The sequence below is a fragment of the Micromonospora sp. D93 genome, assembly GCF_018070365.1.
GTDB classification, from domain to species: Bacteria; Actinomycetota; Actinomycetes; order Mycobacteriales; family Micromonosporaceae; genus Micromonospora; species Micromonospora ureilytica.
Genome location: NZ_JAGPXW010000007.1, coordinates 78371 through 102569, shown reverse-complemented (window position 1 = coordinate 102569; position 24199 = coordinate 78371). Strand labels below are relative to the sequence as shown.

The following is a 24199-nucleotide window of genomic DNA, read 5'->3' as shown; positions in this document are numbered from 1 at the left end:
GGGTCGCGCTGCGCATAGGGTGAGTGGATGGTTGATCGCACCCACTCCGGCCCTAGTGACGCGAGCGTGCGGCGGGCCCTGGGCCGGGCCGCGAACGGGCGGGCGCTGGACGTCGACGAGGCGACCGCGCTGCTGTCCGCTCGTGGCGACGCGCTCGACGAGTTGCTCCGGCTGGCCGGTGGGATCCGCGACGCCGGGCTTCGGGACGCCGGGCGGCCGGGCGTGGTCACGTACTCCAAGAAGGTCTTCATCCCGCTGACCCGGCTCTGCCGGGACCGTTGCCACTACTGCACCTTCGCGACAGTGCCGCACCGGCTGCCGGCGCCGTTCCTGGACCGCGACGAGGTCCTCGCGATCGCCCGGGCCGGTGCCGCGCAGGGCTGCAAGGAGGCGCTGTTCACCCTGGGTGACCGGCCGGAGGAACGCTGGCCGGCGGCCCGGACCTGGTTGGACGAACGCGGTTACGACTCGACCCTGGACTACCTGCGGGCCTGCGCGGTGGCGGTGTTGGAGGAGACTGGCCTGTTGCCGCACCTCAACCCGGGGGTGTTGTCCTGGTCGGAGCTGCAACGGCTCAAGCCGGTCGCGCCGAGCATGGGCATGATGCTGGAGACGACAGCGACGCGGCTCTGGTCCGAGCCGGGTGGCCCGCACTACGGCTCACCGGACAAGGAGCCGGCGGTCCGGTTGCGGGTGCTCGAGGACGCGGGCCGCGTGGGGGTGCCGTTCACCACCGGCATCCTGATCGGCATCGGGGAGACTCCGGCGGAGCGGGTGGACGCGCTCTTCGCGATCCGCCGCGCCCACCGGGAGTACGGCCACCTCCAGGAGGTGATCGTGCAGAACTTCCGCGCCAAGCCGGACACGGCGATGCGCGGCATGCCCGACGCGGAGCTGCACGACCTGGCGGCCACAGTGGCGGTGGCCCGGCTGCTGCTCGGCCCGAAGGCCCGGATCCAGGCCCCGCCGAATCTCATCTCCGGTGAGTACGACCTGCTGTTGCGTGCCGGCATCGACGACTGGGGCGGCGTCTCCCCGCTCACCCCCGACCACGTCAACCCGGAGCGCCCCTGGCCGCAGATCGAGGAGTTGGCCCGGCACACCGAGCTGGCCGGGTTCACGCTGCGGGAGCGGTTGACGATCTACCCGGAGTACGTGCGCGCGGGCGACCCGTGGCTCGACCCACGGCTGCTGCCGCACGTGAACGCGTTGGCAGACCCGAGCACCGGCATGGCTGTCGAGTCGGCGATGCCGCAGGGACGACCCTGGCAGGAGCCGGAGGAGGTGTTCGGCGGGCGGGTCGACCTGCACGCCACCATCGACACCACCGGCCGCACCGACGACCGGCGCGGTGACTTCGACAGCGTCTACGGCGACTGGGCCGAGGTCGCCGGCAAGGTCAGCCCCGAGGCGACCGCGCGCCGGGCGGGCGTACCCCCGGCACCGGCCGGGAGTGACACGGACCGTGACCTGGCGGCCGGGCTCAAGCTCGCCGCCGACGACCCGGCGGCGCTGCTCGACGCAGGGCACACAGACGCCGCGCTGGCGCTGTTCGGCGCGGACGGGCCGGCGCTCGACGAGTTGTGCCGCCTCGCCGACGACGTGCGCCGCGCGGCGGTCGGCGACGACGTCACCTACGTGGTCAACCGCAACATCAACTTCAGTAACGTCTGCTACGTGGGCTGCCGGTTCTGTGCCTTCGCGCAGCGTGAGCGGGACGCCGACGCGTACCGGCTCTCCGTCGACCAGGTCGCGGACCGGGCCGAGCAGGCGTGGGCGGCCGGCGCCAGCGAGGTGTGCCTCCAGGGCGGCATCGACCCGAAGATGCCGGTCACCGGATACGCCGACATCGTGCGCGCCATCAAGGCCCGGGTGCCCGACATGCACGTGCACGCGTTCTCGCCCATGGAGATCGTCACCGCCGCCGCCAAGGCCGGGGTGTCGGTCCGCGAGTGGCTGCTCCAGCTGCGCGAGGCCGGGTTGGACACCATCCCCGGCACCGCCGCCGAGATCCTCGACGACGACGTGCGCTGGGTGCTGACCAAGGGCAAACTCCCGGCCGCCGCCTGGGTCGAGGTGGTCAGCACCGCCCACGAGCTGGGCATCCGGTCCAGCTCCACAATGATGTACGGCCACGTCGACCACCCCGGGCAGTGGCTGGCGCACTTCCGGGTGCTGGCCGGGGTGCAGGACCGCACCGGCGGGTTCACCGAGTTCGTGGCGCTGCCGTTCGTGCACACCAATGCTCCGATCTATCTGGCGGGTATCGCCCGACCGGGGCCGACCTGGCGGGAGAACCGGGTGGTGCACGCCATGTCCCGGTTGCTGCTGCACGGCCGGATCGACAACATCCAGTGCTCCTGGGTGAAGCTCGGTGACGAGGGCACTGTCGCGATGCTCCAGGGCGGCTGCAACGACCTCGGTGGCACGCTGATGGAGGAGACGATCTCCCGGATGGCCGGCTCCGACAACGGTTCGGCGCGTACCGAGGAGCAGTTGCGGGCCATCGCGAAGGCCGCCGGTCGTCCGGCGCGCAAGCGAACGACCGCGTACGGTCACGCTCGGCCCTGACGTCGAACCTTTCCCCGTCGCCGGCCGTACCACGCGGCATGACCAGTGATCAGCGGAAGCGGCAGTGGCCGCGTCTGACCCGCCGGCAGACGTTGACCGCTGCGGCCAGCGCCACACTTGGCGCCGCCGCGCTCACAGTGCCGGGCCTGTCGGCCGCGCAGAACGCCCCCGGTACGGCCGGACGAGCCGACGAACCGATCGTCGTGCACCTGCGTGACGCCGACTCCGGAACGATGGACGTCTTCGTCGGTGAGAGGCGGATCGAGGTACGCGACCGCGGCCTGGCGGACCGGCTGCGGCGCGCCGCCCGGCGCTGACCTCGGCACCCCGCCCTGCCCCGCCGTCCTGTTCCCCGCCCAGTGAGGTTGGTCCGCCATGTCTTCCCACCGCGAGGCCCCGGAGATAGCCAAGGATCCGGTCGCCGACAGCTCCGACCTGTACGCGTTCGTCAGCCCCGACAAACGCGACACGGTCACGTTGATCGCCAACTACGTGCCGTTGCAGCTCCCCTCCGGGGGCCCGAACTTCTTCGAGTTCGGCGACGACGTGCGGTACGAGATCCATATCGACAACGACGGCGACGGTCGTCCGGATGTGACCTACCGGTTCGAATTCACCACTGAGATCACCAATCCGAACAGTTTTCTCTACAACACCGGCCCGATCGACTCGCTGGACAGCAAGAACTGGAACCGGCGGCAGTTCTACAGCCTGACCCGCGTGGCCGACGGCCGCGAGCACCGGCTGGCGCACAAGCTGCAGTGCCCGCCGTGCAACGTCGGCCCGCTGTCCACCCCGAAGTACGCCGACCTGGTGCGGCAGGCCACCTACTCGCTCTCCACGGGGGAGCGGGTCTTCGCTGGGCAGCGCGCCGACGGGTTCTTCGTCGACCTCGGGGCGATCTTCGACCTCGGCACGCTGCGGCCGTTCCAGCAGCTGCACGTCGCCGGGAAGAAGATCTTCAAGGCCGAGGGCGAACCGGTCAACGCCACCGACCGGATGAACGTGCACAGCATCGCGGTGCAGGTGCCGTTGGAGCGGGTGCGTCGGCGCGCCAACCGGTACGGTGCCGCCGATCAGGCATCGGTGATCGGCGTGTGGACGTCGGCGTCGCGCCGGCAGGTGCGGGTGCTCGGCGACCGGGGTGGGGCGGACACCTCCACCGGCCCGTTCACCCAGGTCTCGCGGTTGGGCAATCCACTGTTCAACGAGGTCATCGTGCCGATGTCCAAGAAGGACCTGTGGAACTCGCTGCCGCCGACGGAGGACAAGCGGTTCGCCCAGTTCGTCGAGCAGCCGGAACTGGCCGCGTTGCTGCCGGCGCTCTACCCGGACGTCTTCCCCAACCTGGACAAGCTCACCAAGGCCAAGAAGGCCCGCGCCGACCTGGTGGCGATCCTGCTCACCGGCGTGCCGGCCGGGCTGATCGACGGCTTCACCAACGCCACCGGCGACGTGCAGGCCGACATGCTGCGACTGAACACCGCGATCCCGCCGTCCAAGCGTCCGGACCGGTTCGGGGTGCTCGGCGGCGACCTGGCCGGGTTCCCGAACGGGCGGCGGGTCGGTGACGACGTGGTCAGCATCGCGTTGCGGGCGATCGCCGGGGTCACCGTCCCGCTCGTGGACAAGACGTTCCGACCGGACGCGGCGGCCGCCGCGGTCACCCCGGGGTTGAGCGCCGCCGACGTGACCGCGCCGTTCCTCGCAAACTTCCCCTACCTGGGTACGCCGTACGACGGGTTCAACAACCCGCCGGCGGCGTCCTGATCGGCGCGGGGAGCGAGCGGATGCACGAACACGCGTACGGACCGTCGGAGACCGGGACCGTCGTCCTCGATCTGGGCGGCGACACCGGTGCCCTGATCATCTACACGGGTCGGGATCTGCACGGCAGGGAGATCGAGATCAGTCGCGACGACGACCGGCGGGTCCACTCGGCGGTGCGCGAGCGTCGGGTGCGGGACGGCTCGTTCCACAGTGCGGTCTATCCCGATCTGCCGAGTGGGATCTATACCGTCTGGTGGGACGACCGTACGTCCGCCGGCACGATTTCTGTCCATGGTGGAGCGATAGCCGAGTTTGCCTGGCCGAGCAGCGGGTTCGGGGTCGCTGGCTGACCTCGACTCAAGGGTTCTACCGCCGCGCCCCGTCCACAATGTGGACGGGGCGCAAGTGCTGTCCGCAGCTCGACGGGCAGTCTGCGCCGCGTCGCGTTAACCTGTCCCCCACCAAGATCAGCTTAGGGGTGGAGATGTCTGGTGCCCTCCGGTCGGCGACTCGTCGGGGGAGCGCCACGGCAGAAAAGTCGGGCAACTCGCCGGAGAGGGCGTTACTCGGCCGGGGTCTGAATCGATAGGGCAGGTTGCGAGGCTGGACGACCCGAGTGGCCGTCCGGGGGTGTCGGGAGGGCGACTCCATTATCAAGTTTGGCTTGACGGCGCACGCATTACACGCGTGTAATTTGAATGGGGTTGTTCGCACGGAACGCAACAAAACGGGACCGGACGGACAAGCACGCCTTTCGCGTGGGGGGTTGCAGCGGCGATGACGCCGGTGCGCGACAAGGAGGCATTTGATGGACGGCCAGCTTGAGGTGGCCGACCTGCTCGGAAACGCGCCGGAGTGGCAGGAGCGGGCGTTGTGCTCGCAGACCGACCCCGAGGCGTTCTTTCCCGAGAAGGGCGGCTCGACCCGCGAGGCGAAGCGGATCTGCTCGCGTTGCGAGGTCAAGACCGAGTGCCTCGAATACGCTCTGGGGCACGACGAGCGGTTCGGCATCTGGGGTGGGCTCTCCGAGCGGGAGCGGCGCAAGTTGAAGCGGCGCGCAGCCTGAACGGTGCAGGTCGAGGCGGGGCCGCGTGGGCGGTGCAGGTCTGGGCGGGGGGCCGCCCGGGCGGTGTGAGGTCGAGGCGGTGGGGGCCGCCCGACTCTCCGCTTGGGGTTGGCTCAGGCGAGCTCGTCCGGGTCCACACCGAGAAGGTTCGCCACCTGTTCGATGATCACGTCATGGACGAGATCGGCGAGGTCCTCACGGTCCATCGCCCGGAACTCCAGGGGCCGTCGGTACAGCACGATCCGCGGCGGCACCTCCTGCCGGCCAGGGCGGCCGGGCAGCAGCCGGGCCAGCGGGACCTCGCCGTCCTCCAGCACATCCGAGTCGTAGACGTTCAGGTCCGGCGGGACGTCCTCGACCGCGAACTCGACCCCGGCCAACTCCTTGGCGAACCGACGCTCCAGCGTCTCCACGGTGTCCAGGACCAGGTCGTCGAAGACCTCGGCCTTGGTCCGCGCCAGCGGCACGGTGGCCGGCACCAGCCGCCCACGCAGGCCGCGCCCGTGCCGGTCACGATGCGCACGCCGGCCGGAGCCGGGGCGGCGGTGTTCCGGGCTCGTCATGAGGCAAAGGGTAGCGCCCGTCTCAGGCTGGCCAGCGGCAGCGCCACTCCCGTGGCGCGGCGCGCCCAGGACGGTCGACTGTGATCACCATGACGGGCGTGTCGCAACGCGAAGCGATGCGCCGGACCCGGTAATGGAGATACCCTGCCGCACGTGAGGTCACCACGGCGCTGCTCCCGTAACGGCTGCCCCCGGCAAGCGGTCGCCACATTGACCTATGTCTACAACGAGTCGACAGCGGTGGTGGGGCCGCTGGCGGCGTTCGCCGAGCCGCACACGTACGACCTGTGCGAGCCGCACGCCCGCAGCCTCACGGCTCCGCGGGGCTGGGACGTCGTCCGGCACGAGGGCGAGTTCGAGCCGCCGCCACCCACCACTGACGACCTGGTCGCGCTGGCCGAAGCGGTCCGCGAGGCCGCCCGCCCGGCTCCCCGCCCCCCGGAACCGGACCAGAACCGTCCCGAGAGCCCCCACCAAACCGGCCGCCGAGGCCACCTACGAGTAATCCCCCCCAACCACTAACCCCGGCCCCTCGGGCCTCCCGGCCCCGCCCTGCCGGCGTTGATCATGAAGTTATTGCCACTCGCCTCGGCGTGTCATGGCAATAATTTCATGATCAACAGGGGGTTGGCGGGGTTAGAGCTTGGTCCAGGCTTGGGTTAGGACCGTGCGGAGGATCTGCTCGATCTCGTCGAAGTGCTGCTGCTCGGCGATCAGGGGTGGGGCCAGCTGGATGACCGGGTCGCCCCGGTCGTCGGCCCGGCAGTAGAGGCCCGCCTGGAACAGGGCGGTGGAGAGGAAACCGCGCAGCAGGCGCTCCGACTCGGCCTCGGTGAAGGTCTCCCGGGTGGTCTTGTCCTTGACCAGTTCGATGCCGTAGAAGTAGCCGTCGCCGCGGACGTCGCCGACGATCGGCAGGTCGTACAGCTTCTCCAGGGTGGCCCGGAACGCGTCCTCATTGGCGCGTACGTGCCCGACCAGGTCCTCGCGGGCGAAGACCTCCAGGTTGGCCAGGGCGACCGCGCAGGAGACCGGGTGCCCACCGAAGGTCACCCCGTGGGCGAACATGCCGGTCTCGGTGAGGAAGGGCTCCATCAGCCGGTCGCTGGCGATCATCGCGCCGAGCGGAGCGTAGCCGGAGGTGATGCCCTTGGCGGTGGTGATGATGTCCGGCTGGTAGCCGTAGCGCGCGGCGCCGAAGTACTCGCCCAACCGCCCCCACGAGCAGATCACCTCGTCCGAAACGAGCAGTACGTCGTGCAGGTCGCAGATCTCCCGTACCCGCTCGAAGTAGCCGGGCGGGGGTGGGAAGCATCCGCCGGAGTTCTGTACCGGCTCCAGGAAGACCGCGGCGACAGTGTCCGGCCCCTCCCGTTCGATGGCCCGACCGATCTCGTCGGCGGCCCAGCGGCCGAACGCCTCGGGATCGTCGCCGTGCTCGGGCGCCCGGTAGAAGTTCGTGTTCGGCACCTTGATCGCCCCCGGCACCAGCGGCTCGAAGTCGCTCTTGATGCCCGGCAGGCCGGTGATCGACAGGGCACCCATGGAGGTGCCGTGGTAGGCGATGTATCGGCTGATCACCTTGTACTTGTTGGGCTTGCCGGTGCGCTTGAAGTAGGCGCGGGCCAGCTTCCACGCCGCCTCGACAGCCTCGGAGCCTCCGGTGGTGAAGAAGATCCGGTTGAGGTCGCCGGGCGTGAGCGCCGCGATCCTCTCGGCCAGCTCGATGGCCTTCGGGTGCGCGTACGACCAGAGCGGGAAGTAGGCCAGCTCGCCGGCCTGCTTGGCGGCAGCCTCGGCCAGTTCGGTGCGGCCGTGACCGGCGTTGACCACGAAGAGCCCGGCGAGCCCGTCCAGGTAGCGGCGACCCTGCGCGTCCCACACGTACGCTCCCTCGCCGCGCACGATGGTCGGCACCTCGCCGGCGGAGTAGCTCGCCATCCGGGTGAAGTGCATCCAGAGGTGGTCGGTGGCGTTGGCCATGTCAGCCCCATCGTCGTCGGGGCCGGTCAAAGGAGTGAGGCCGGCCGCTCTGCCAACGGTTATCGCACAGTCCCAACCTTGGAGGCAAGTGTTATCGGCGGTATCACGGTCGGTTGGCGACGGATTTAGCGTGCAGGTGTCGTGGATGCAACGGAATCCGCACTGCCCCCCGGACTGCTGGTTCGGCCGTCGGCAGGGGTCGGAGGTGTGCTGGTGGGTGCCTTTGGAGCTGAATCGTCTGCGACATCATGGCCGTTGGCTGGGATGGCGCTCGGCTACCCAGGTCGCGTGCCGGTGGGCGAGCCGGTCCGCAGTTCGATGGCGCCGTCGAGCCGCCGTCGCGGTGTGCGTCGCGGCAACGTTGGCCCTGCCGGCTGCCGATTCGTTTGCGACATCAGCTCCAAAGGGCCCGCCTGGTGGTAGCGCCTCCCTCGGCCGCCGGCTCGATCCACTCCGGTTCGCTGTAATCGCGGTGGCTGGGCGAGGTTGATACCGCGATATCGATGAAGTCGAGTGGACCAACGCGGAGGGCGGGGGTGACGCGGGGGTCGGAGAGGCGCGGGTTGTGGGTCGCGTGACGCGGGCCGGGTGTCGGGGTGACGCGGGGTCGGGGAGGCGAGGCGCGGGCGTTGGGACGCTGGTGGGGCACTTCGGGGGCGGTCGGGGGGCGTCCGGAATGCGCGACAACACGTCACACCGCAACACGCCGGTAGATCGCAGACACGGACACGCAGCGTGGCTATCGTCCGCCGCAACGTGCATCAAGCGGCGTCGCAGCACGCCTGCTGGGTGGGGGATCCCGGATCGTCCGCCACGGCACGAGGGGCGGCGGGAGGGTCCGGTGGCGAACGAGGCGTTGCGCGTGGCAATGGCCGAGGCGGGGGAGACGGTCGAGTCGTTGGCCGAGAAGGTTCGCGTCGACCCCAAGACGGCGGCGCGGTGGCTCGCGTCGGGGCGCATCCCGCATTCGCGTACCCGGGTTGCGGTGGCCAAGGTCCTGCGTCGAGAGGCGGCCGACCTCTGCCCGGAGCCGTTCCGCCGTCGTGACCTCCCGTGGTTCCGGCCGTGGGCCGAACTGGAGCAGGACGCCATCTCGCTCCGGTCCTACCAGCCGCTGCTCGCGACGAGGTGGTGCTGCGCCGGCCGGTCGGTGACCCCGCCGTGATGGCCGGCCAACTGGCCCACCTCGCACGAGTGGCCGAGTGGGAGCACGTGCAGGTCCGGGTCATCCCGGTCGAGAGCCCGTGGCACACCGGGCTGGCCGGCCCCTTCGTGCTGGGTCGGCTGCCCGACGGGACCGAATTGGCGTATCTCGACAACCAGCTCCGCGGTCAGGTCGTGACCGATCCCCTCGACGTCGCTAGCCTGGGACGCAGGTGGGAGAGCGTCACCGGCGAGGCGTTCCCCCGACGACGGTCGATCGAGCTGATCAGGGAAGTGGCCACGACATGGACATGACCGACGCCCGCTGGCACACCGCGACCCGCAGCAGCAACAACGGCGGTGACTGTGTCGAGGTGGCCGACAACCTGCCCGGCCGGGTGCTGGTGCGCGACAGCAAGGACCGCGACGGCGGCACTTTGACCTTCGCGCCGACCGCCTGGGCGTCATTCGTCGGCGCGGTCGGTCAGGCCGTACCCCAGGTGTAGGTCTGCTTGCGGAGCTTGAGATAGACGAACGCCTCGGTGGAGAGCACCCCGGGCACCGCGCGCAGCCGCTGCAGGATCTCCAGCAGGTGGTCGTCGTTGCGGCAGACCACCTCGGTGAGCAGGTCGAACGACCCGGCGGTGATCACCACGTAGTCGACCTCGTCCAGTTCGGCGAGCCGGTCCGCGACCGCTTCCAGGTCGCCGTCGGTACGTAGGCCGATCATCGCCTGCCGGTTGAAGCCGAGCTGGAGCGGATCGGTCACCGCCACGATCTGCATCACGCCGGAGTCGAGCAGCCGCTGCACCCGCTGACGGACCGCCGCCTCGGACAGCCCCACCGCCTTGCCGATCGTCGCGTACGGGCGGCGGCCGTCCTCCTGGAGTTGCTCGATGATCTGCTTGGCCACGTCATCCAGCAGAGCGTGATTGGCGCCGTCACGGACAGCGACGCGTCGACCGCCATTGCTGTTCTCGTGCTGCCGGTTTGTCATTGACCGCTCCCCATGTCCCGAATCATGATGTCGCGCGTGTATCCCCGCGTAGTCTGGCGTATTTCGTCGTACATCGCTATTCCCGCAACGGAATCCCTTGTAAGGGAGGTCACCTCATGTCAGGATCAGTCGTCCATGGCACTGACCCCTAGGAGTCGTCATGCGTACTCCCCTCCGGCCCCTCTCCCGGCGTGGACTGCTCACCGGCACTCTCGGTTCGGCCGCCCTGCTCACCATGGGCGGAAGCCTCGCGGGCTGCGGCACCAAGGGCGCGCAGCAGACCGAAGCTGGCTGCATCAGTGAGGATCTCTCCGGCACCGAGAAGAAACTCGCCTTCGCGAACTGGCCGCAGTACATGGACGTGGACGACGCTGACGAGTCCAAGCGACCGAGCCTCGACGAGTTCATCACGAAGACCGGCATCCAGGTGACCTACACCGAGGACATCAACGACAACAACGAGTTCTTCGGCAAGGTGCAGAACCAACTCGCCGCCTGCCAGAGCACCGACCGGGACATCATCGTGCTGACCGACTGGATGGCGGCCCGGATGATCCGACTCGGGTGGATCCAGAAGCTGGACCTGGCGAAGATCCCGAACGTGCAGGCCAACCTGCTTCCGTCGCTGCTCAACCGCCCCTTCGACACGGAGAACCGGATCTCCATCCCGTGGCAGTCCGGCCTCGCCGGACTGGCGTACAACGGCAACGTCACCAAGGAACTGCGGACTGTCGACGAACTGCTCACCCGCCCCGACCTCAAGGGCAAGGTGACAGCGCTCAGCGAGATGCGCGACACCATGGGCCTGCTGCTCGGGTCGAACGGGCACGACCCGGCGAACTTCACCGCCGCCCAGTTCGATGACGCCCTCAACAAGCTCAAGAAGGCCGTCGACTCCGGGCAGATCCGCAGGTTCACCGGCAACGACTACGCGCCCGACCTGGCCAAGGGTGACATCGCCGCGTGCATCGGCTGGTCCGGCGACGTCATCCAACTGTCCGGTGAGGACGAGAAGGTGCGGTTCGTCGCGCCGGACTCGGGCGTGATGCTCTACAGCGACAACATGATGGTCCCCAACAAGGCCACCCACAAGGGCAACGCCGAAGCGCTGATCAACTACTACTACGAGCCGGCGGTCGCGGCGAAGCTCGCCGCGTACGTCAACTACATCTGCCCGGTCAAGGGCGCGCAGGCCGAGATGGAGAAGATCGACCCCGGGCTGGCCGCCAACCCGCTGATCTTCCCCGACGAAGCGCTGTTGTCGAAGTCCAAGGTGTTCATGGCCCTGGACGAGAAGCAGGAGAAGGAGTACGAGGGCAAGTTCCAACAGGTCATCGGGGCGTGATGAGGATGGCGCGCGAGACACCCGCCGGCGACCTGCGCCTGGCCAACCTCACCAAACGGTTCGGCGTCTTCACCGCTGTCGACGACCTGAGCCTGACCATCGAGCAGGGCTCGTTCTTCGCGCTGCTCGGCGCGTCCGGGTGCGGCAAGACCACGACGTTGCGGATGATCGCCGGCCTGGAGGAGCCGACCGGCGGCCAGGTGCTGCTCGGTGACCGGGACATCGCCCGGCTGCGACCGTACAAGCGGCCGGTCAACACCGTCTTCCAGAGCTACGCGCTCTTCCCGCACCTCAGCATCTTCGAGAACGTCGCCTTCGGGCTGCGCCGACGCGGCATCCGCTCGGTCGACGACGAGGTCACCAGGATGCTCTCGCTGGTGCAACTCGACGACTACGGCAACCGCCGTCCCGCCCAGCTCTCCGGCGGTCAGCAGCAGCGGGTCGCGTTGGCCCGCGCGCTGATCAACCGGCCGCAGGTGCTGCTGCTCGACGAGCCGCTGGGCGCTCTCGACCTGAAGCTGCGCCGGCAGATGCAGATCGAGCTGAAGCGCATCCAGACCGAGGTGGGCATCACCTTCGTCCACGTCACCCACGACCAGGAGGAGGCCATGACCATGGCCGACACCGTCGCGGTGATGAACGCCGGCCGGATCGAGCAGCTCGGTCCTCCCGCCGACCTCTACGAGTTTCCCGCCACCGCCTTCGTGGCGAGCTTCCTCGGCCAGTCCAACCTGCTCGCCGGCGAGGCCACCGGCGTCGGCGGCGGCGACGTCGCGGTGACGGCGCACGGCACGCGCTTCTCGGTGCCCGTGGGCCGGTCCCGGGCCGACCACGGCCCGGTCCACCTGGGGGTACGCCCCGAGAAGCTGATTCTGGTCGGCTCCGCCGACCAGGTGCCCGTGGGGCATCAGCACGTCACCGGGGTGGTCACCGACGCCTCCTACGTGGGAGTCAGCACGCAGTACCTGCTGCGCACCGGCTGGGGCACCGAGCTGTCGGTCTTCGCCGCCAACAGCGGGACGGCGACGCGGGTGGCGGTCGGCAGCGAGGCAGTCGCGTACTGGGATCCGCAGCACGCGTTTCTGCTGCCCCGCGACGCCGCCGACACTGACCGGACGTCGCCGGTGCTCGACGAGCCGGTGGGTGCGTCGTCGTGACCCTCCTGGCCCCCACCGGAGCGGGGCACCCGCCGCCCGCGCCACCGGCAGCCCGGTCCGGGCGACGCCGACTCCTGCCGTACCTCCTGTTGTTGCCCGGCGCGGCCTGGCTGCTCGTCTTCTTCGGTGTGCCGCTTGTGCAGTTGGCGGCGGCCAGCCTGTACGACCCGAGCGGCTCGCTCTCCACCGGGTACGCGATGACCTGGGCGGTCGGCAACTACCCGGACGTGGTGCAGGCGTACTGGCCGCAGTTCCTGCGCTCGTTCGGCTACGCCGGGCTGGCCCTGGTGCTGGCGTTGCTGCTGGGCTACCCGCTGGCGTACGCGATCGCGCAGAAGGCCGGCCGGTGGAAGAACCTGCTGCTGGTGTGTGTCGTGGCGCCGATGTTCACCAGCTTCCTGGTCCGCACGCTGGCCTGGAAGACGATCCTGTCGGACAACGGCGCGCTCGTCGGTCTGCTGCGGGACGTGCACCTGCTCGCCCCGGACGGTCGGCTGTTGGCCACCCCGTTCGCTGTGGTGCTCGGCCTGACGTACAACTTCCTGCCGTTCCTGGTGCTGCCGCTGTACGCGAGCCTGGAGCGGCTGGACCCCCGGTTGCTGGAGGCGGCCACCGACCTGTACGCGAGCCCGGTGCAGGCGTTCCGTCGGGTGACGCTGCCGCTGTCCATGCCCGGCCTGGTCGCCGGCACGTTGCTGTTCTTCATCCCGGCCAGCGGCGACTACATCAACGCGGAACTGCTCGGCACCCCGAACGAATACATGATCGGCAACGTCATCGACTCGGCGTTCCTGGTCCGACTGGACTACCCGCAGGGCGCCGCGCTGTCGTTCCTGCTGATGGCGGCGATCCTCGCGGTGGTCTTCGGCTACTTGCGTCGAGCCGGCACGGAGGAGGTCCTCTAATGCGGCTCTCGCGTTGGTTGGCGGACCGCTGGGTGATGATCGTGGCGTTGCTGGTGCTCGGCTATCTGGCGCTGCCGATCCTGGTGGTGGCCGCGCTGTCGTTCAATCGGCCGTCGAGCCGTCTGTCGTACGACTTCAACGAGTTCACACTGGACAACTGGCGGCAGCCGTGCGCCACCTCGGACATGTGTGACGCGGTGGTCCGCAGCGTGCAGATCAGCTTCATCGCCACAGTCGTCGCCACAGTGCTCGGCACCCTGATGGCGTTCGCGCTGGTCCGGCACCGCTTCCGTGGCCGATCCGGAATCAACGTGCTGATCTTCCTGCCGATGGCCACCCCGGAGTTGGTGATGGGCACGTCGTTGCTGGCGCTGTTCGTGTCGGCGGGCGTACCGCAGGGTTTCTGGACCATCGTGATCGCGCACGTGATGTTCTGCGTGTCGTTCGTGGTGGTCACCGTGAAGGCGCGGCTCACCGGGATGGACCGGCGGCTGGAGGAGGCCGCCATGGACCTCTACGCCAGCGAGTGGCAGACCTTCCGACGAATCACCCTGCCGCTGGTGCTGCCCGGCATCGTGGCCGCCGCGTTGCTGGCCTTCTCGTTGAGCTTCGACGACTTCATCATCACGAACTTCAACGCCGGCACCACAGTCACGTTCCCGATGTACGTCTGGGGCGCTGCCCAGCGTGGCATCCCCCCGCAGGTCAACGTGATCGGCACCGCGATGTTCGCGGTTGCGCTGCTGCTCGTGGGGCTCAGCATGCTGCGCGGCCGACAGGCCCGTCGGGCCAACCTGCTGGGCGGCCCGTCAGGTCACCCGTGTCGGTCGACATGAACCTCCGGGATGCGGGTCTTCCGACCAGTGGGCCCTCATGACGCTCCCGCATACCGGCCGGGCGTTGGCCGACGTGGCACCCGTGCCGTACTGGCTCGATCGCCCGGACCGCCCCGACCCGCTGCCGCCACTGGCTGGCCGGCACTCCACCGACCTGCTGGTGATCGGCGGCGGTTACGGCGGACTGTGGGCCGCACTGTTGGCAAAACAGGCGGACCCGGACCGCGATGTGCTGCTCGTCGACGCCGGCACCTGCGGTTGGGCCGCGTCCGGGCGCAACGGCGGGTTCTGCGCCGCCTCGCTGACCCACGGCCTCGCCAACGGCGTCGACCGGTTCCCCGACGAGGTCGGCGAACTGGAACGCCTCGGCCGGGAGAACCTGGATGCCATCGCCGCCACCGTCGCGACGTTCGACATCGACTGCGACTTCGAGCGCACCGGTGAACTGGCCGTCGCCGTCGAGCCGTACCAACTCGACGGGCTGGCCGCCGACGCCGACCTGGCCCGCCGGTACGGCCACCGGGTGCGGCTGCTCGACCGGGACGAGGTGCGCGCCGAGGTGCACTCACCGACGTACCTGGGTGGGATGTTCGACGCCGACCGGGTGGCCATGGTGGACCCGGCGAAGCTGGCCTGGGGGCTGCGCCGCGCCTGCCTCGACCTCGGCGTACGCGTGCACGAGCACACCCGGGTCACCGGCCTGCGCGCCGACACCGCCACGCTGCACGCCAGCACCCTCGGCACCGATCCCGCCGACCACCCGGCCGACCCCGACCGGGCCGACACCCGGGCCGCCGGCCGACCCGGCTCGATCCGGGCGCGACGGGTCGTGCTGGCCACCAACGCGTTCCCGCCGCTGCTGCGCCGGCTGCGGGCTTACCTGGTGCCGGTCTACGACCACGTGCTGATGACCGAGCCACTCACCCCGGCCCAGCGCGACGCCATCGGTTGGCGCAACCGGCAGGGGCTCGCCGACACCGCCAACCAGTTCCACTACTACCGGATCACCGCCGACGGGCGGATCCTCTTCGGCGGCTACGACGCCGTCTACCACTACGGCAACCGGGTCGCACCCGAGCTGGAGCAACGAACGGCCACCTTCACCACCCTCGCCCGCCACTTCTTCACCACGTTCCCGCAGCTCGCCGCCGTGCGATTCAGCCACCGTTGGGGCGGTGTCATCGACACCTGCACCCGGTTCTGCCCGTTCTTCGGCACCGCCCACGGCGGTCGGCTGGCGTACGCGGCCGGCTACACCGGCCTCGGCGTCGGGGCCACCCGCTTCGGCGCCCGGGTGCTGCTCGACCTGCTCGACGGCGGGAACACCCCGCTGACCCGGCTCGACCTGGTTCGCCGCAAACCACTGCCGTTCCCACCGGAACCCGTCCGCGCGGTCGGCATCAATCTCACCCGCTGGTCACTGGCCCGCGCCGACGCGCGCGAGGGTCGGCGCGACCTCTGGCTCCGTACTCTCGATCGTTTCGGTTTGGGGTTTGATTCCTGATGCGTGTCCTCCTCGTCGGCGCCGGTGGCGTCGGCTCCGCCGCCGTAGCCATCGCCGCCCGACGGACCTTCTTCGAGATCGTTGTGGTCGCCGACCACGACCCCGTTCGCGCCGAACGTGCGGTCGCCGGGCACGGTGATCGTTTCGTCGCCGCCCAGGTGGACGCCTCCTCGGAAGACGCGGTCGCCGCGCTGTGCCGGGAGCACCAGATCACGCACGTGCTGAACGCCGTCGACCCGCGGTTCGTCATGCCGATCTTCAACGGCGCGTTCGCGGCCGGCGCGAACTACCTGGACATGGCCATGTCGCTGTCACACGCGGGGACCGGGGTGAAGCTCGGCGACGAACAGTTCGCGCTGGCCGACACCTGGTCGGCGGCCGGTCGGCTGGCGCTCTGCGGCATCGGGGTCGAGCCTGGCCTCTCCGACGTGTTCGCCAGGTACGCCGCCGACGAACTGTTCAGCGAGATCGACGAGATCGGTGTCCGGGACGGCGCGAACCTCACAGTCGACGGGTACGACTTCGCGCCCTCGTTCTCCATCTGGACCACCATCGAGGAGTGCCTCAACCCACCTGTCGTCTGGGAGAGGGACCGGGGCTGGTTCACCACCGAACCGTTCTCCGAGCCGGAGATCTTCCACTTTCCGGAGGGAATCGGGCCGGTCGAGTGCGTCAACGTCGAGCACGAGGAGGTGCTGCTCATCCCGCGCTGGGTCAAGGCCCGGCGGGTCACCTTCAAGTACGGCCTCGGCGACGAGTTCATCGAGGTGCTCAGGACACTGCACAAGCTCGGCCTCGACGCGGTCTCCCCGGTGCGGGTACGCGGAGTCGACGTCTCCCCGCGTGACGTGGTGGCCGCGAGTCTGCCCGACCCGGCCACGCTCGGCGCCCGGATGCGCGGCAAGACCTGCGCCGGCACCTGGGTACGCGGCCTCGGCCCCGACGGGCAACCCCGCGAGGTCTACCTCTACCACGTGGTCGACAACGAATGGTCGATGCGGGAGTACGGGCACCAGGCGGTGGTCTGGCAGACCGCCGTCAACCCGGTCGTCGCGTTGGAGTTGCTCGCCAGCGGCGCCTGGACCGGTGTCGGCGTGCTCGGACCGGAGGCGCTGCCCCCGCTGCCCTTCCTCGACCTGCTGGTTGGTTACGGGTCACCATGGGCGATGGAGGAGCGGTGAGCTGACCCGCTGACAGCATCGCGACAGTTTTGCCGTCGCCGTTGGACAATCGATCGCCTGTCGATCCGGTGCGTGCTGATTCGCGGCTTTTGTTGATGCCGACACACGCACGATCGGCCCTGCCCTGGTGACCTGCCGGGTTGCCGCGCCTGTCGACTCGTCGACCGCGAGCGTGCCCACCGATCTTCCGCGGTGAGCGAAAGGCGCAGGTGACGAGCGCGACGGTGGATATTGCAGGCCGTGTTTGCGACGACACTCATCGCCGTGACGATGCAACCACCACAGAACCCGGGGCCGCCGTACCCGCCAACGTTCGACCAGACGCCCCGACCGAACTGGTTCCGCAGGGCCACCCCCGCCCGCCGGGTCGCCGTGATCCTCGGCTCGGTGACCCTGTCGATCCTGCTGCTCTGCTGCACCGGCACGGCCATCGTCGGCGCGCTGACCGGCGAGCCGGAACCGACCAAAACCGGCACCGCCGCCGAGGCGGCACAGCAGCCGATCCTGGCGGCGCCCGGCGAACCGACCGAGTCGCCCGTTGCTGTGCCCTCCACGGTGCCTTCGTCGGTGCCCGCCACGGCGTCGTCGTCGGCGGCGCCCGCGCCCGTGGTGCAGGTGACAACCGTGACGGAGCAGGCCACGGTCCGGTACAGCGAGCGGACCGTCAAGGACTCGTCCCTGGCCGAGGGCAAGCGGGTCGTCCGGACCAAGGGCGTGAACGGCGTACGAACCCTGACGTACGAGGTGACCACCACCGACGGCGTGCGGACGGCGAAGAAGCTGGTCAAGTCCGTCGTGACGAAGCAGCCGGTGGCGCAGGTCGCCGCCGTCGGCACCAAGAAGCCGCAGTCGTCCAAGTGCGACCCGAACTACAGCGGCTGCGTCCCGATCGCCAGCGACGTCGACTGCGCGGGTGGCAGCGGCAACGGCCCCGCCTACGTAAGGGGACCGATCAGAGTGATCGGCAACGACATCTACGACCTGGACCGAGACGGCGACGGCATAGCCTGCGACTAACTCCCGCCCCTCACCCCTGGCCCGCGCCCCCTCGGCCCCCGCGATCTTGCACTTTCTGTGCTCACTTTTCGTCTCTTATCGGGCGTATCGGCGACAGATAGTGCAAGATCGCGGGGGTGGGGGTCCGGGGTGGGGATTTCGGGGTGGGGCGCTAGCACGGGAGGGGTTGGGGTTGGGGGTTTCCACAGGGGGCGCGGTTTTCCACAGGTGGTCATTGCGGGGCATCGCTGAGGTCCTGGATTGGTCAGCCTGCCGTCATGGCTACTCAGTTGTGGCGTACCGACGCGCTGATGCGGAAGCTCACCGTTGGACGGATCCGTACCCGGCTCGACCACGCCGAATTGCTGCGCGTGCGCAGAGGGGTCTACGCCGACAAACCCTGCAGCGATGATGACGAACTGCGTGCCCTGATGCTCCGGCTACCCGATGGAGCGATGTTGGCGAGGCAGAGTGCCGCTCGCCGATACGGCTTCGGGGTACTGCGCGACGATCTGATCCACATCCAGCTGCCCGCCGAGGTGCCAAAGCCGCGTCTGCCCGGGGTGGTCGTTCACCGGACGGTTCTACCCGCTCGGCCGGTCCTTGTCGGAGGTCTGCCCTGCGTACCGGCGGCTCGCTGTGCAGTCGACCTGGCTCGCGCCGTTCGGCGGCTCGACGCGCTCCCGGTGCTCGACGCCGCGCTCCGGTCGGGCTTGGTCACCCAGGATGACCTGCTGGCCGAGGTTGCGGCACACGACGCCTTGCGTGGTGTCCGTCAGGCCCGGCAACTCATACCGCTGGCGGACGGTAGGGCGGAGTGCCGACAGGAAAGTCAGTTGCGGCTGATCCTGATCGACGGAGGGTTGCCCCCGCCGGAGCCGCAGCTATGGGTGGCCGACCGCCATGGCATCCCTCTGTACCGGCTCGACCTGGGTTACCGCGAACACCGAATCGGCATCGAGTACGACGGACTGTCGCACCTGGACCGTGACCGACTCAGGCACGACCGGGAACGTGTCAACTGGCTGGATGCGGCCGGTTGGCGGATGCGCTATTTCACCGACCGTGACCTCTATGGCCGTCCCCAACACATCGAAGCCACCATCCGCGCCGCCCTCGCCTAACCACGCCTGCACCCCTCACCTCCGTCGATCTTGCACTTCCTGTCCCGACAGATAACGCCTTAGGGACATTTGGGCAACACAAAGTGCAAGATCGACGGGGCGGGGGCGGGGCGGGGCGGCGCGGGGCGGGGTGGGGCGGGGAACTCCAGGGTGAGCGCAGGGGAGATCTGCTCCGTTGCTCGTGATGCAGCTCACCTTTGCGTGGCACCTCTCGTGGCCGGGGGGACGGACTGCGCAGGTGGGGTGACACGGGTACGAAGTTGATCGGGTCTGGCTTGCGATGGTTTGCCCGCTGGACACTCGCGTGGAGGATGGCTGCGGCGGGTGCTTACAGAACCCTTAACCCGGGCCTGCGACGGTATGGCCGGGCAAGCCGAACTGGGGGAGCGGAAAAACGTGCGGGTGCTGGTGGCGGACGACGAGCGGTTGTTGGCGGACACGGTGGCCGAAGGGCTGCGCCGCCTGTCGATGGCCGTCGACGTCTGCTACGACGGTGACGGGGCGCTGGAGCGGGTCGGGGTGAACCGGTACGACGTCGCGGTGCTGGACCGGGACATGCCGGGGCACACAGGCGACGAGGTATGTCGCAGCATCGCCGACTCGCAGGTCGGCACCCGGGTGTTGCTGCTCACCGCGGCGGCCGGTATCCGGGACCGGGTGGAGGGCCTCGGCCTCGGCGCGGACGACTACCTGACCAAGCCGTTCGCCTTCGCCGAGTTGGTGGCCCGGGTGCAGGCTCTCGGGCGACGGTCCACGCCGGCGTTGCCGCCGGTGCTCGCCCAGGATGGCCTGGCGCTGGACGTGGGCCGGCACGTGGCCACCCGGGACGGCCGCCCGCTCGCGTTGAGTCCGAAGGAGTTCGCGGTGCTGCACGTGCTGCTGCGCGCGGACGGTCAGGTGGTCAGCGCCGAGGAGTTGCTGGAGCAGGCCTGGGACGAGTTCGCCGACCCGTTCACCAACGCCGTACGGGTCACCGTGATGACGCTGCGCAAGAAGCTCGGCGGTCCCGCGATCATCCACACCGTTCCGAAGGCCGGCTACCGCATCGGCGGTACGGCGTGAGCTGGACGCCCCGACGTCGGGTGCTGCTGGTGGGGCTGCTGGCGCTGCTGGCCGGCCCGGTGCTGCCGGCAATGGGCAAGTGGCTGTCGGCGGTGACCTGGACCTGGGGGCAGCAGTTCTGTGACCTGCCCATGCCCGGGTTGTCGGCTGTGTGTCGCGACGTGCGGCCGGGCGCGTTCATGCTGCCCCTGGCGGCCGTCCTGTTCGTGACAGTGGCCGTCCTGGTGGCGCTCTGGTTCGCCGCGGTGTGGTGCCTGCGCCCGGTCGCTGACCTGGCCGGGCCGATCGGGCACCTCGGCCCGCAGAATCTCGGTCACCGGATCCGGCCCCGGGGCAGCGACGAGTTGGCCCGGCTGTCCCGGGCGATCGACGAGATGATGGAACGCGTCTCCGCCGGGTACGAGGGGCAGCGGCGGTTCGCCGCGAACGCCTCGCACGAGTTGCGGACGCCCCTCGCGGTGCAGCGGACGCTGATCGAGGTCGGCATGGCCAGGGCGCTCACCGGCGAGCAGTTGGAGTTGTTGACCAGTCAGCTGTTGGAGACCAACGAGCGCAACGAACGCCTGATCGAGGGCCTGCTGGCGCTCAGCGAGAGTGACCAGGGCCTCCGTTCGCGGATTCCGCAGCGGTTGGACACGATCGTGGAGGCGGTGCTGGCCGGGTACCTGGACCGGGCCCGGGAAGCCGAAGTCACGGTGGACACCCATCTCGAACCCAGGATCGTCGTCGGCGAGCGGGTGCTGCTGGAACGCCTGGTCACCAACCTGGTGGAGAACGGGATCAAGTACAACCGGCCGGGCGGTTCGCTGACAGTCGTGGTGAGCGGCGTGCCCGCGCTGTCCGTGGTGAACACCGGCCAGCCCGTGCCGGCCGAGGCGGTGGCCGGTCTGTTCGAGCCGTTCCGCCGGCTCGCCCGGGACCGGACCTCGCAGGGCGGCGGGGCCGGCCTGGGTCTGGCCATCGCCCGCTCGATCACCCAGGCCCACGACGGCATCATCGCGGCCCGGCCCGCCGAGTACGGCGGCCTGCGGGTCGACGTCCAGCTACCCACAGTGAACTGACACGTCCACCCACCTTTTCCGGGGTCCACGTACCGCTGGATCCCGCCTGTGGTGTGCCCGAAAAGGAGAGACGATGACACGCACCGTTGGCCAGGTCCGGGCCGATGTCGAGGAGGCCAGCCGCTGGCTTGCCGGTCGCGTGGTCCGCACACCAGTGCTGCGGTCCCCGGTGATCGACGAACTCGCCGGTGCGCGGGTGCTGCTGAAGGCGGAGAACCTTCAGCACGGCGGCTCGTACAAGATGCGGGGCGCGCTGCGCGCCGTTGGTCGCCTCGCCGCGGCCGGCCACACCGGAGTGATCGCGCAGAGCACCGGCAACCACGCGGTGGCGGTGGCGTTGGCGGCCCGGCAGCACGGGCTCGCGGCGACAGTGGTGCTGCCGGTCGACGCGGCGCCGACGAAGGTCGACCGGGCGCGCGCGGCGGGGGCGCGGGTGGTCTTCGCGGGCACCGGCGTCGAGGAGCGGATGGCGATGGCCAACGGGCTCAGCGACGAGAGCGGTCATCCGGTCATCGACGCGTACGACCACCCGGACGTGATCGCCGGGCAGGGCACCGCGAGCCTGGAATTGATCGAGGACGCCGAGCGCGCGGGGACGCCGTTGGACGCGCTTGTCGTACCGGTGGGTGGTGGTGGCGGGGTTGCCGGCGCGTGCCTGGCCGCCGCCGGCTCCGACATCGAGGTGTACGGCGTGGAGCCGGTGGGTTGCGACTCGCTGGCCCGCAGCCTGGCGGCCGGTGTTCGGGTGCCGGTCGTGCCGGCGCCCACCATCGCGGACGGGCTGCGGCCGTCCTGCGTGGGTGAGCTGCCGTTCGCCATCGTGCGGAACACGCTGCGCGGGGTCGTCCGGGTCGACGACGACGAGATCGCTGCGGCGTTCCGGCTGATCCTGACGGAGCTCAAGGTGCTCGCCGAGCCGTCCGGGGCGGCGGGCCTGGCCGGCGCCCTCCGGCTTCCGCCGGCCGGCGAAAGCCGAACGGCACCGGCGAGCGACCGGCAGCGGACGGTCGGCGTGGTGCTGACCGGCGGAAACGTGGAGGCGGCGCTGGTGGCCCGGTTGATGGCCCCGCAATCCGCCGACGTGACCGGGGAAGGGGTCGCCGCGTGAGCGCGCCAGTTCGGATCGGAATCCTGTTCGGTGGACCGTCGGCAGAGCACGAGGTCTCCTGTGCCTCGGCGCTCGGGGTGGCCCGGGCGCTCGCCGGCGGCGGCTACCGAACTGTCGCCATCGGCGTCACCCGCAGCGGCGGTTTTCGGTTGATGCCCGACGCGCTGCTGGCCGAGTTGCGCGACCGGCCGGCCGGCGAGCGGGCCATCGACGACCAGTTGGTGGTGACCGGGCCGGCCGTCGAGCTGCGGGCCGGTCCGCGTCCGGGCGTTGTGCAGGTGTCCGCCGGTAACGCCCCCGGCGCTGTGCACGCCGAGCTGGACGTGGTCTTCCCGGTGCTGCACGGCCCGTACGGCGAGGACGGTGTGGTGCAGGGGCTGCTGGAGTCACTGAACGTGCCGTACGTCGGGTGCGGCATCCTCGCCTCGGCGGTGGGCATGAACAAGGTGGCGATGAAGCGGGCGCTGCGCGCCGAGGGCATCCCCGTCACTCCGTACGTGTCGTTCGACGCGCACACCTACCGGGCGGTCGACGACCCGGAGAAGCTGGTGACCGGGCTGACCCGGCCACTGTTCGTCAAGCCGGCCAGCATGGGTTCGTCGATCGGCATCTCCCGCGTCGGAGAGGGTGACGACCTGGCCGCCGCCGTGGAGGAGGCGCTTCGCCACGACCAACTCGTCATGGTTGAGCAGGGGGTCGCCGGCCGGGAGTTGGAGTGCGCTGTGCTCGGTGGTTGGCGTCCCGAGGCGTCGGCGGTGGGCGAGGTGCAGGTCAGCGGCGGCTGGTTCGACTACCAACAGAAGTACTTCGGTGACGCCGACCCGATGATCGTTCCCGCAGTGTTGCCGGACGAGGTGACCGCGCGGGTCCGTGAGCTGTCGCTGCGCGCGTTCGCCGCGATCGGCGGTTGGGGTCTGGCCCGGGTCGACTTCTTCTACGACGAGACGGTCGGTGAGCTGTACGTCAACGAGCTGAACACGATGCCCGGCTTCACCGCGCACTCGATGTACCCGAAGGTGTGGGCCGCCATCGGGGTCAGCTATCGGCAGGTGGTGGACCGACTCGTCGAGTTGGCCCGGGCCCGGCACGCGGAACGGTCCGCGAGCACGGCGGGGAGCGTCAAATGATCCTGCTCTCCGACCCCCGGGTGGCGGCGGTGCCCAGCGCCGACGACGGCGAGGAGTTCGTGGACCTGCGTGAGCTGCCGGAGTTGCGGCTCGACGGCCGGGCGGTGGACCCGGCCGGGGCGTACGCCCGGTTGCGCGCCGGTGTCGTGGACCGCCTGCTGGCCGCGCAGCGTGCCCTGCCGGGTGGGCTGCGCCTGTTGGTGGTCGAGGGTTACCGGCCTTACCAGGCGCAACTGGCCATCTTCACCGGCTACCGCGACGAGCTGCGCCGACGGCACCCGGACTGGTCGCCGCAGCGGCTGCACCGGGAGACCACGAAGTTCGTCTCACCGGTCGAGGTTGCCCCGCACAGCACGGGCGGCGCTGTGGACCTGACGCTCTGCACCGACGACGGTGTGGAGTTGGATCTGGGCACGGCCATCGACGCCACCCCGGAGGACAGCGCCGACGCCTGCTTCACCGACGCGCCGACGATCGGCGGCACCGCCCGGCGGCACCGGCAGATCATGGTGGACGCTCTCGGCGGCGCGGGGATGGTGAACTACCCGACCGAGTGGTGGCACTGGTCGTACGGCGATCGTTACTGGGCGCTGATCACCGGGGCGCCGCACACCCGGTACGGGCCGGTGGACCTGGCCGCCGCACGATCGATACCCGTGCCGGCTGAACGGTAGGGCGCTCCGGTCCGTACCGGTGAGTG

Annotated in this window: 25 protein-coding genes; 22 read left to right on the top strand and 3 right to left on the bottom strand. The window is 69.8% G+C overall.

All coding sequences use genetic code 11. The annotated features are described in order from the left end of the window. Positions 1–27 precede the first annotated feature (27 nt). The 5 genes from KBX71_RS11300 (at position 28) to KBX71_RS11280 (ending at position 5407) form a co-directional block, all read left to right on the top strand. On the top strand, positions 28–2571 hold the full coding sequence (locus tag KBX71_RS11300) for a bifunctional FO biosynthesis protein CofGH (protein ID WP_210817894.1): 2544 nt from the start codon (positions 28–30) through the stop codon (positions 2569–2571). Between the two features lie 38 nt (positions 2572–2609). Next, on the top strand, positions 2610–2888 hold the full coding sequence (locus tag KBX71_RS11295; RefSeq protein ID WP_210817893.1) for a hypothetical protein: 279 nt from the start codon (positions 2610–2612) through the stop codon (positions 2886–2888). Positions 2889–2946: 58 nt separating this feature from the next. Then, complete coding sequence (locus KBX71_RS11290; RefSeq protein WP_210817892.1) at positions 2947–4341, top strand: DUF4331 domain-containing protein; 1395 nt, start codon at positions 2947–2949, stop codon at positions 4339–4341. Positions 4342–4361: 20 nt separating this feature from the next. After that, positions 4362–4691, top strand: a complete 330-nt coding sequence (locus KBX71_RS11285; RefSeq protein WP_210817891.1) for a phospholipase — start codon at positions 4362–4364, stop codon at positions 4689–4691. Between the two features lie 458 nt (positions 4692–5149). Then, positions 5150–5407, top strand: coding sequence for a WhiB family transcriptional regulator (locus KBX71_RS11280; RefSeq protein ID WP_007455784.1), 258 nt, complete (start codon positions 5150–5152; stop codon positions 5405–5407). A 113-nt stretch (positions 5408–5520) separates the two neighbouring features. Here the strand turns inward: KBX71_RS11280 and KBX71_RS11275 are convergent, their stop codons facing one another. Further along, complete coding sequence (locus tag KBX71_RS11275) at positions 5521–5970, bottom strand: metallopeptidase family protein (RefSeq protein ID WP_074316962.1); 450 nt, start codon at positions 5968–5970, stop codon at positions 5521–5523. A 153-nt stretch (positions 5971–6123) separates the two neighbouring features. On the opposite strand from KBX71_RS11275, the gene KBX71_RS11270 reads away from it, so the two are divergent. After that, positions 6124–6492, top strand: coding sequence for a DUF3499 domain-containing protein (locus KBX71_RS11270; RefSeq protein ID WP_210817890.1), 369 nt, complete (start codon positions 6124–6126; stop codon positions 6490–6492). Positions 6493–6606: 114 nt separating this feature from the next. Here KBX71_RS11270 and KBX71_RS11265 read toward each other — a convergent pair whose 3' ends face one another. Continuing rightward, the gene (locus tag KBX71_RS11265; protein WP_210817889.1) at positions 6607–7953 is read right to left on the bottom strand and encodes an aspartate aminotransferase family protein; all 1347 of its coding nucleotides are present in this window, start codon (positions 7951–7953) and stop codon (positions 6607–6609) included. 841 nt (positions 7954–8794) lie between these two features. Between KBX71_RS11265 and KBX71_RS34810 the strand changes: the two genes are divergently transcribed. Genes KBX71_RS34810 through KBX71_RS11255 form a run of 3 tightly spaced genes read left to right on the top strand, consistent with a single transcriptional unit; the run spans position 8795 to position 9602 of the window. After that, positions 8795–9118 (top strand): helix-turn-helix transcriptional regulator, encoded by a 324-nt coding sequence (locus tag KBX71_RS34810; protein WP_247683291.1) that lies wholly within the window; start codon positions 8795–8797, stop codon positions 9116–9118. Further along, a complete protein-coding gene (locus KBX71_RS34805; protein ID WP_247683290.1) occupies positions 9118–9411 on the top strand; it encodes a Scr1 family TA system antitoxin-like transcriptional regulator in 294 nt (97 codons plus the stop codon). Before KBX71_RS34810 ends, KBX71_RS34805 begins: the two co-directional genes overlap by 1 nt. Then, complete coding sequence (locus KBX71_RS11255) at positions 9402–9602, top strand: DUF397 domain-containing protein (protein ID WP_210817888.1); 201 nt, start codon at positions 9402–9404, stop codon at positions 9600–9602. The genes KBX71_RS34805 and KBX71_RS11255 overlap by 10 nt, the downstream gene beginning before the upstream one ends. On the opposite strand, the gene KBX71_RS11250 is transcribed toward KBX71_RS11255, so the two are convergent. After that, entirely contained in the window at positions 9581–10093 is a 513-nt protein-coding gene (locus KBX71_RS11250) for an Lrp/AsnC family transcriptional regulator (RefSeq protein ID WP_091394101.1), read from the bottom strand. The two genes, KBX71_RS11255 and KBX71_RS11250, sit on opposite strands and share 22 nt — an antisense overlap. A 160-nt stretch (positions 10094–10253) precedes the next feature. Between KBX71_RS11250 and KBX71_RS11245 the strand changes: the two genes are divergently transcribed. From KBX71_RS11245 to KBX71_RS11185, 13 genes are all read left to right on the top strand, one after another. Beyond that, complete coding sequence (locus KBX71_RS11245) at positions 10254–11438, top strand: spermidine/putrescine ABC transporter substrate-binding protein (protein WP_210817887.1); 1185 nt, start codon at positions 10254–10256, stop codon at positions 11436–11438. After that, a complete protein-coding gene (locus tag KBX71_RS11240) occupies positions 11438–12595 on the top strand; it encodes an ABC transporter ATP-binding protein (RefSeq protein WP_210817886.1) in 1158 nt (385 codons plus the stop codon). The genes KBX71_RS11245 and KBX71_RS11240 overlap by 1 nt, the downstream gene beginning before the upstream one ends. Beyond that, positions 12592–13500: an ABC transporter permease gene (locus tag KBX71_RS11235; RefSeq protein WP_210817885.1), complete on the top strand. Its 909-nt coding sequence runs from the start codon at positions 12592–12594 to the stop codon at positions 13498–13500. Before KBX71_RS11240 ends, KBX71_RS11235 begins: the two co-directional genes overlap by 4 nt. Beyond that, positions 13500–14336: an ABC transporter permease gene (locus KBX71_RS11230; RefSeq protein WP_210817884.1), complete on the top strand. Its 837-nt coding sequence runs from the start codon at positions 13500–13502 to the stop codon at positions 14334–14336. The genes KBX71_RS11235 and KBX71_RS11230 overlap by 1 nt, the downstream gene beginning before the upstream one ends. A 37-nt stretch (positions 14337–14373) precedes the next feature. After that, a complete protein-coding gene (locus KBX71_RS11225) occupies positions 14374–15840 on the top strand; it encodes an FAD-binding oxidoreductase (protein ID WP_210817883.1) in 1467 nt (488 codons plus the stop codon). Then, positions 15840–17021 (top strand): saccharopine dehydrogenase family protein, encoded by a 1182-nt coding sequence (locus KBX71_RS11220; RefSeq protein ID WP_210817882.1) that lies wholly within the window; start codon positions 15840–15842, stop codon positions 17019–17021. The genes KBX71_RS11225 and KBX71_RS11220 overlap by 1 nt, the downstream gene beginning before the upstream one ends. A gap of 270 nt (positions 17022–17291) precedes the next feature. Further along, the gene (locus KBX71_RS11215; protein WP_247683320.1) at positions 17292–18038 is read left to right on the top strand and encodes a G5 domain-containing protein; all 747 of its coding nucleotides are present in this window, start codon (positions 17292–17294) and stop codon (positions 18036–18038) included. 257 nt (positions 18039–18295) lie between these two features. Beyond that, on the top strand, positions 18296–19141 hold the full coding sequence (locus KBX71_RS11210) for a DUF559 domain-containing protein (protein ID WP_210817880.1): 846 nt from the start codon (positions 18296–18298) through the stop codon (positions 19139–19141). 396 nt (positions 19142–19537) lie between these two features. Then, a complete protein-coding gene (locus KBX71_RS11205; protein ID WP_210817879.1) occupies positions 19538–20203 on the top strand; it encodes a response regulator transcription factor in 666 nt (221 codons plus the stop codon). Continuing rightward, positions 20200–21264 (top strand): HAMP domain-containing sensor histidine kinase, encoded by a 1065-nt coding sequence (locus KBX71_RS11200; RefSeq protein WP_307847041.1) that lies wholly within the window; start codon positions 20200–20202, stop codon positions 21262–21264. Before KBX71_RS11205 ends, KBX71_RS11200 begins: the two co-directional genes overlap by 4 nt. A gap of 73 nt (positions 21265–21337) precedes the next feature. Further along, a complete protein-coding gene (locus KBX71_RS11195) occupies positions 21338–22372 on the top strand; it encodes a threonine/serine dehydratase (RefSeq protein WP_210817878.1) in 1035 nt (344 codons plus the stop codon). Continuing rightward, positions 22369–23499 carry a D-alanine--D-alanine ligase family protein gene (locus KBX71_RS11190; RefSeq protein ID WP_210817877.1) on the top strand — a complete coding sequence of 377 codons (1131 nt, stop codon included), beginning with the start codon at positions 22369–22371 and terminating at the stop codon, positions 23497–23499. The genes KBX71_RS11195 and KBX71_RS11190 overlap by 4 nt, the downstream gene beginning before the upstream one ends. Continuing rightward, positions 23496–24173: a M15 family metallopeptidase gene (locus KBX71_RS11185; protein WP_210817876.1), complete on the top strand. Its 678-nt coding sequence runs from the start codon at positions 23496–23498 to the stop codon at positions 24171–24173. The genes KBX71_RS11190 and KBX71_RS11185 overlap by 4 nt, the downstream gene beginning before the upstream one ends. The last annotated feature ends 26 nt before the right edge of the window (positions 24174–24199 follow it).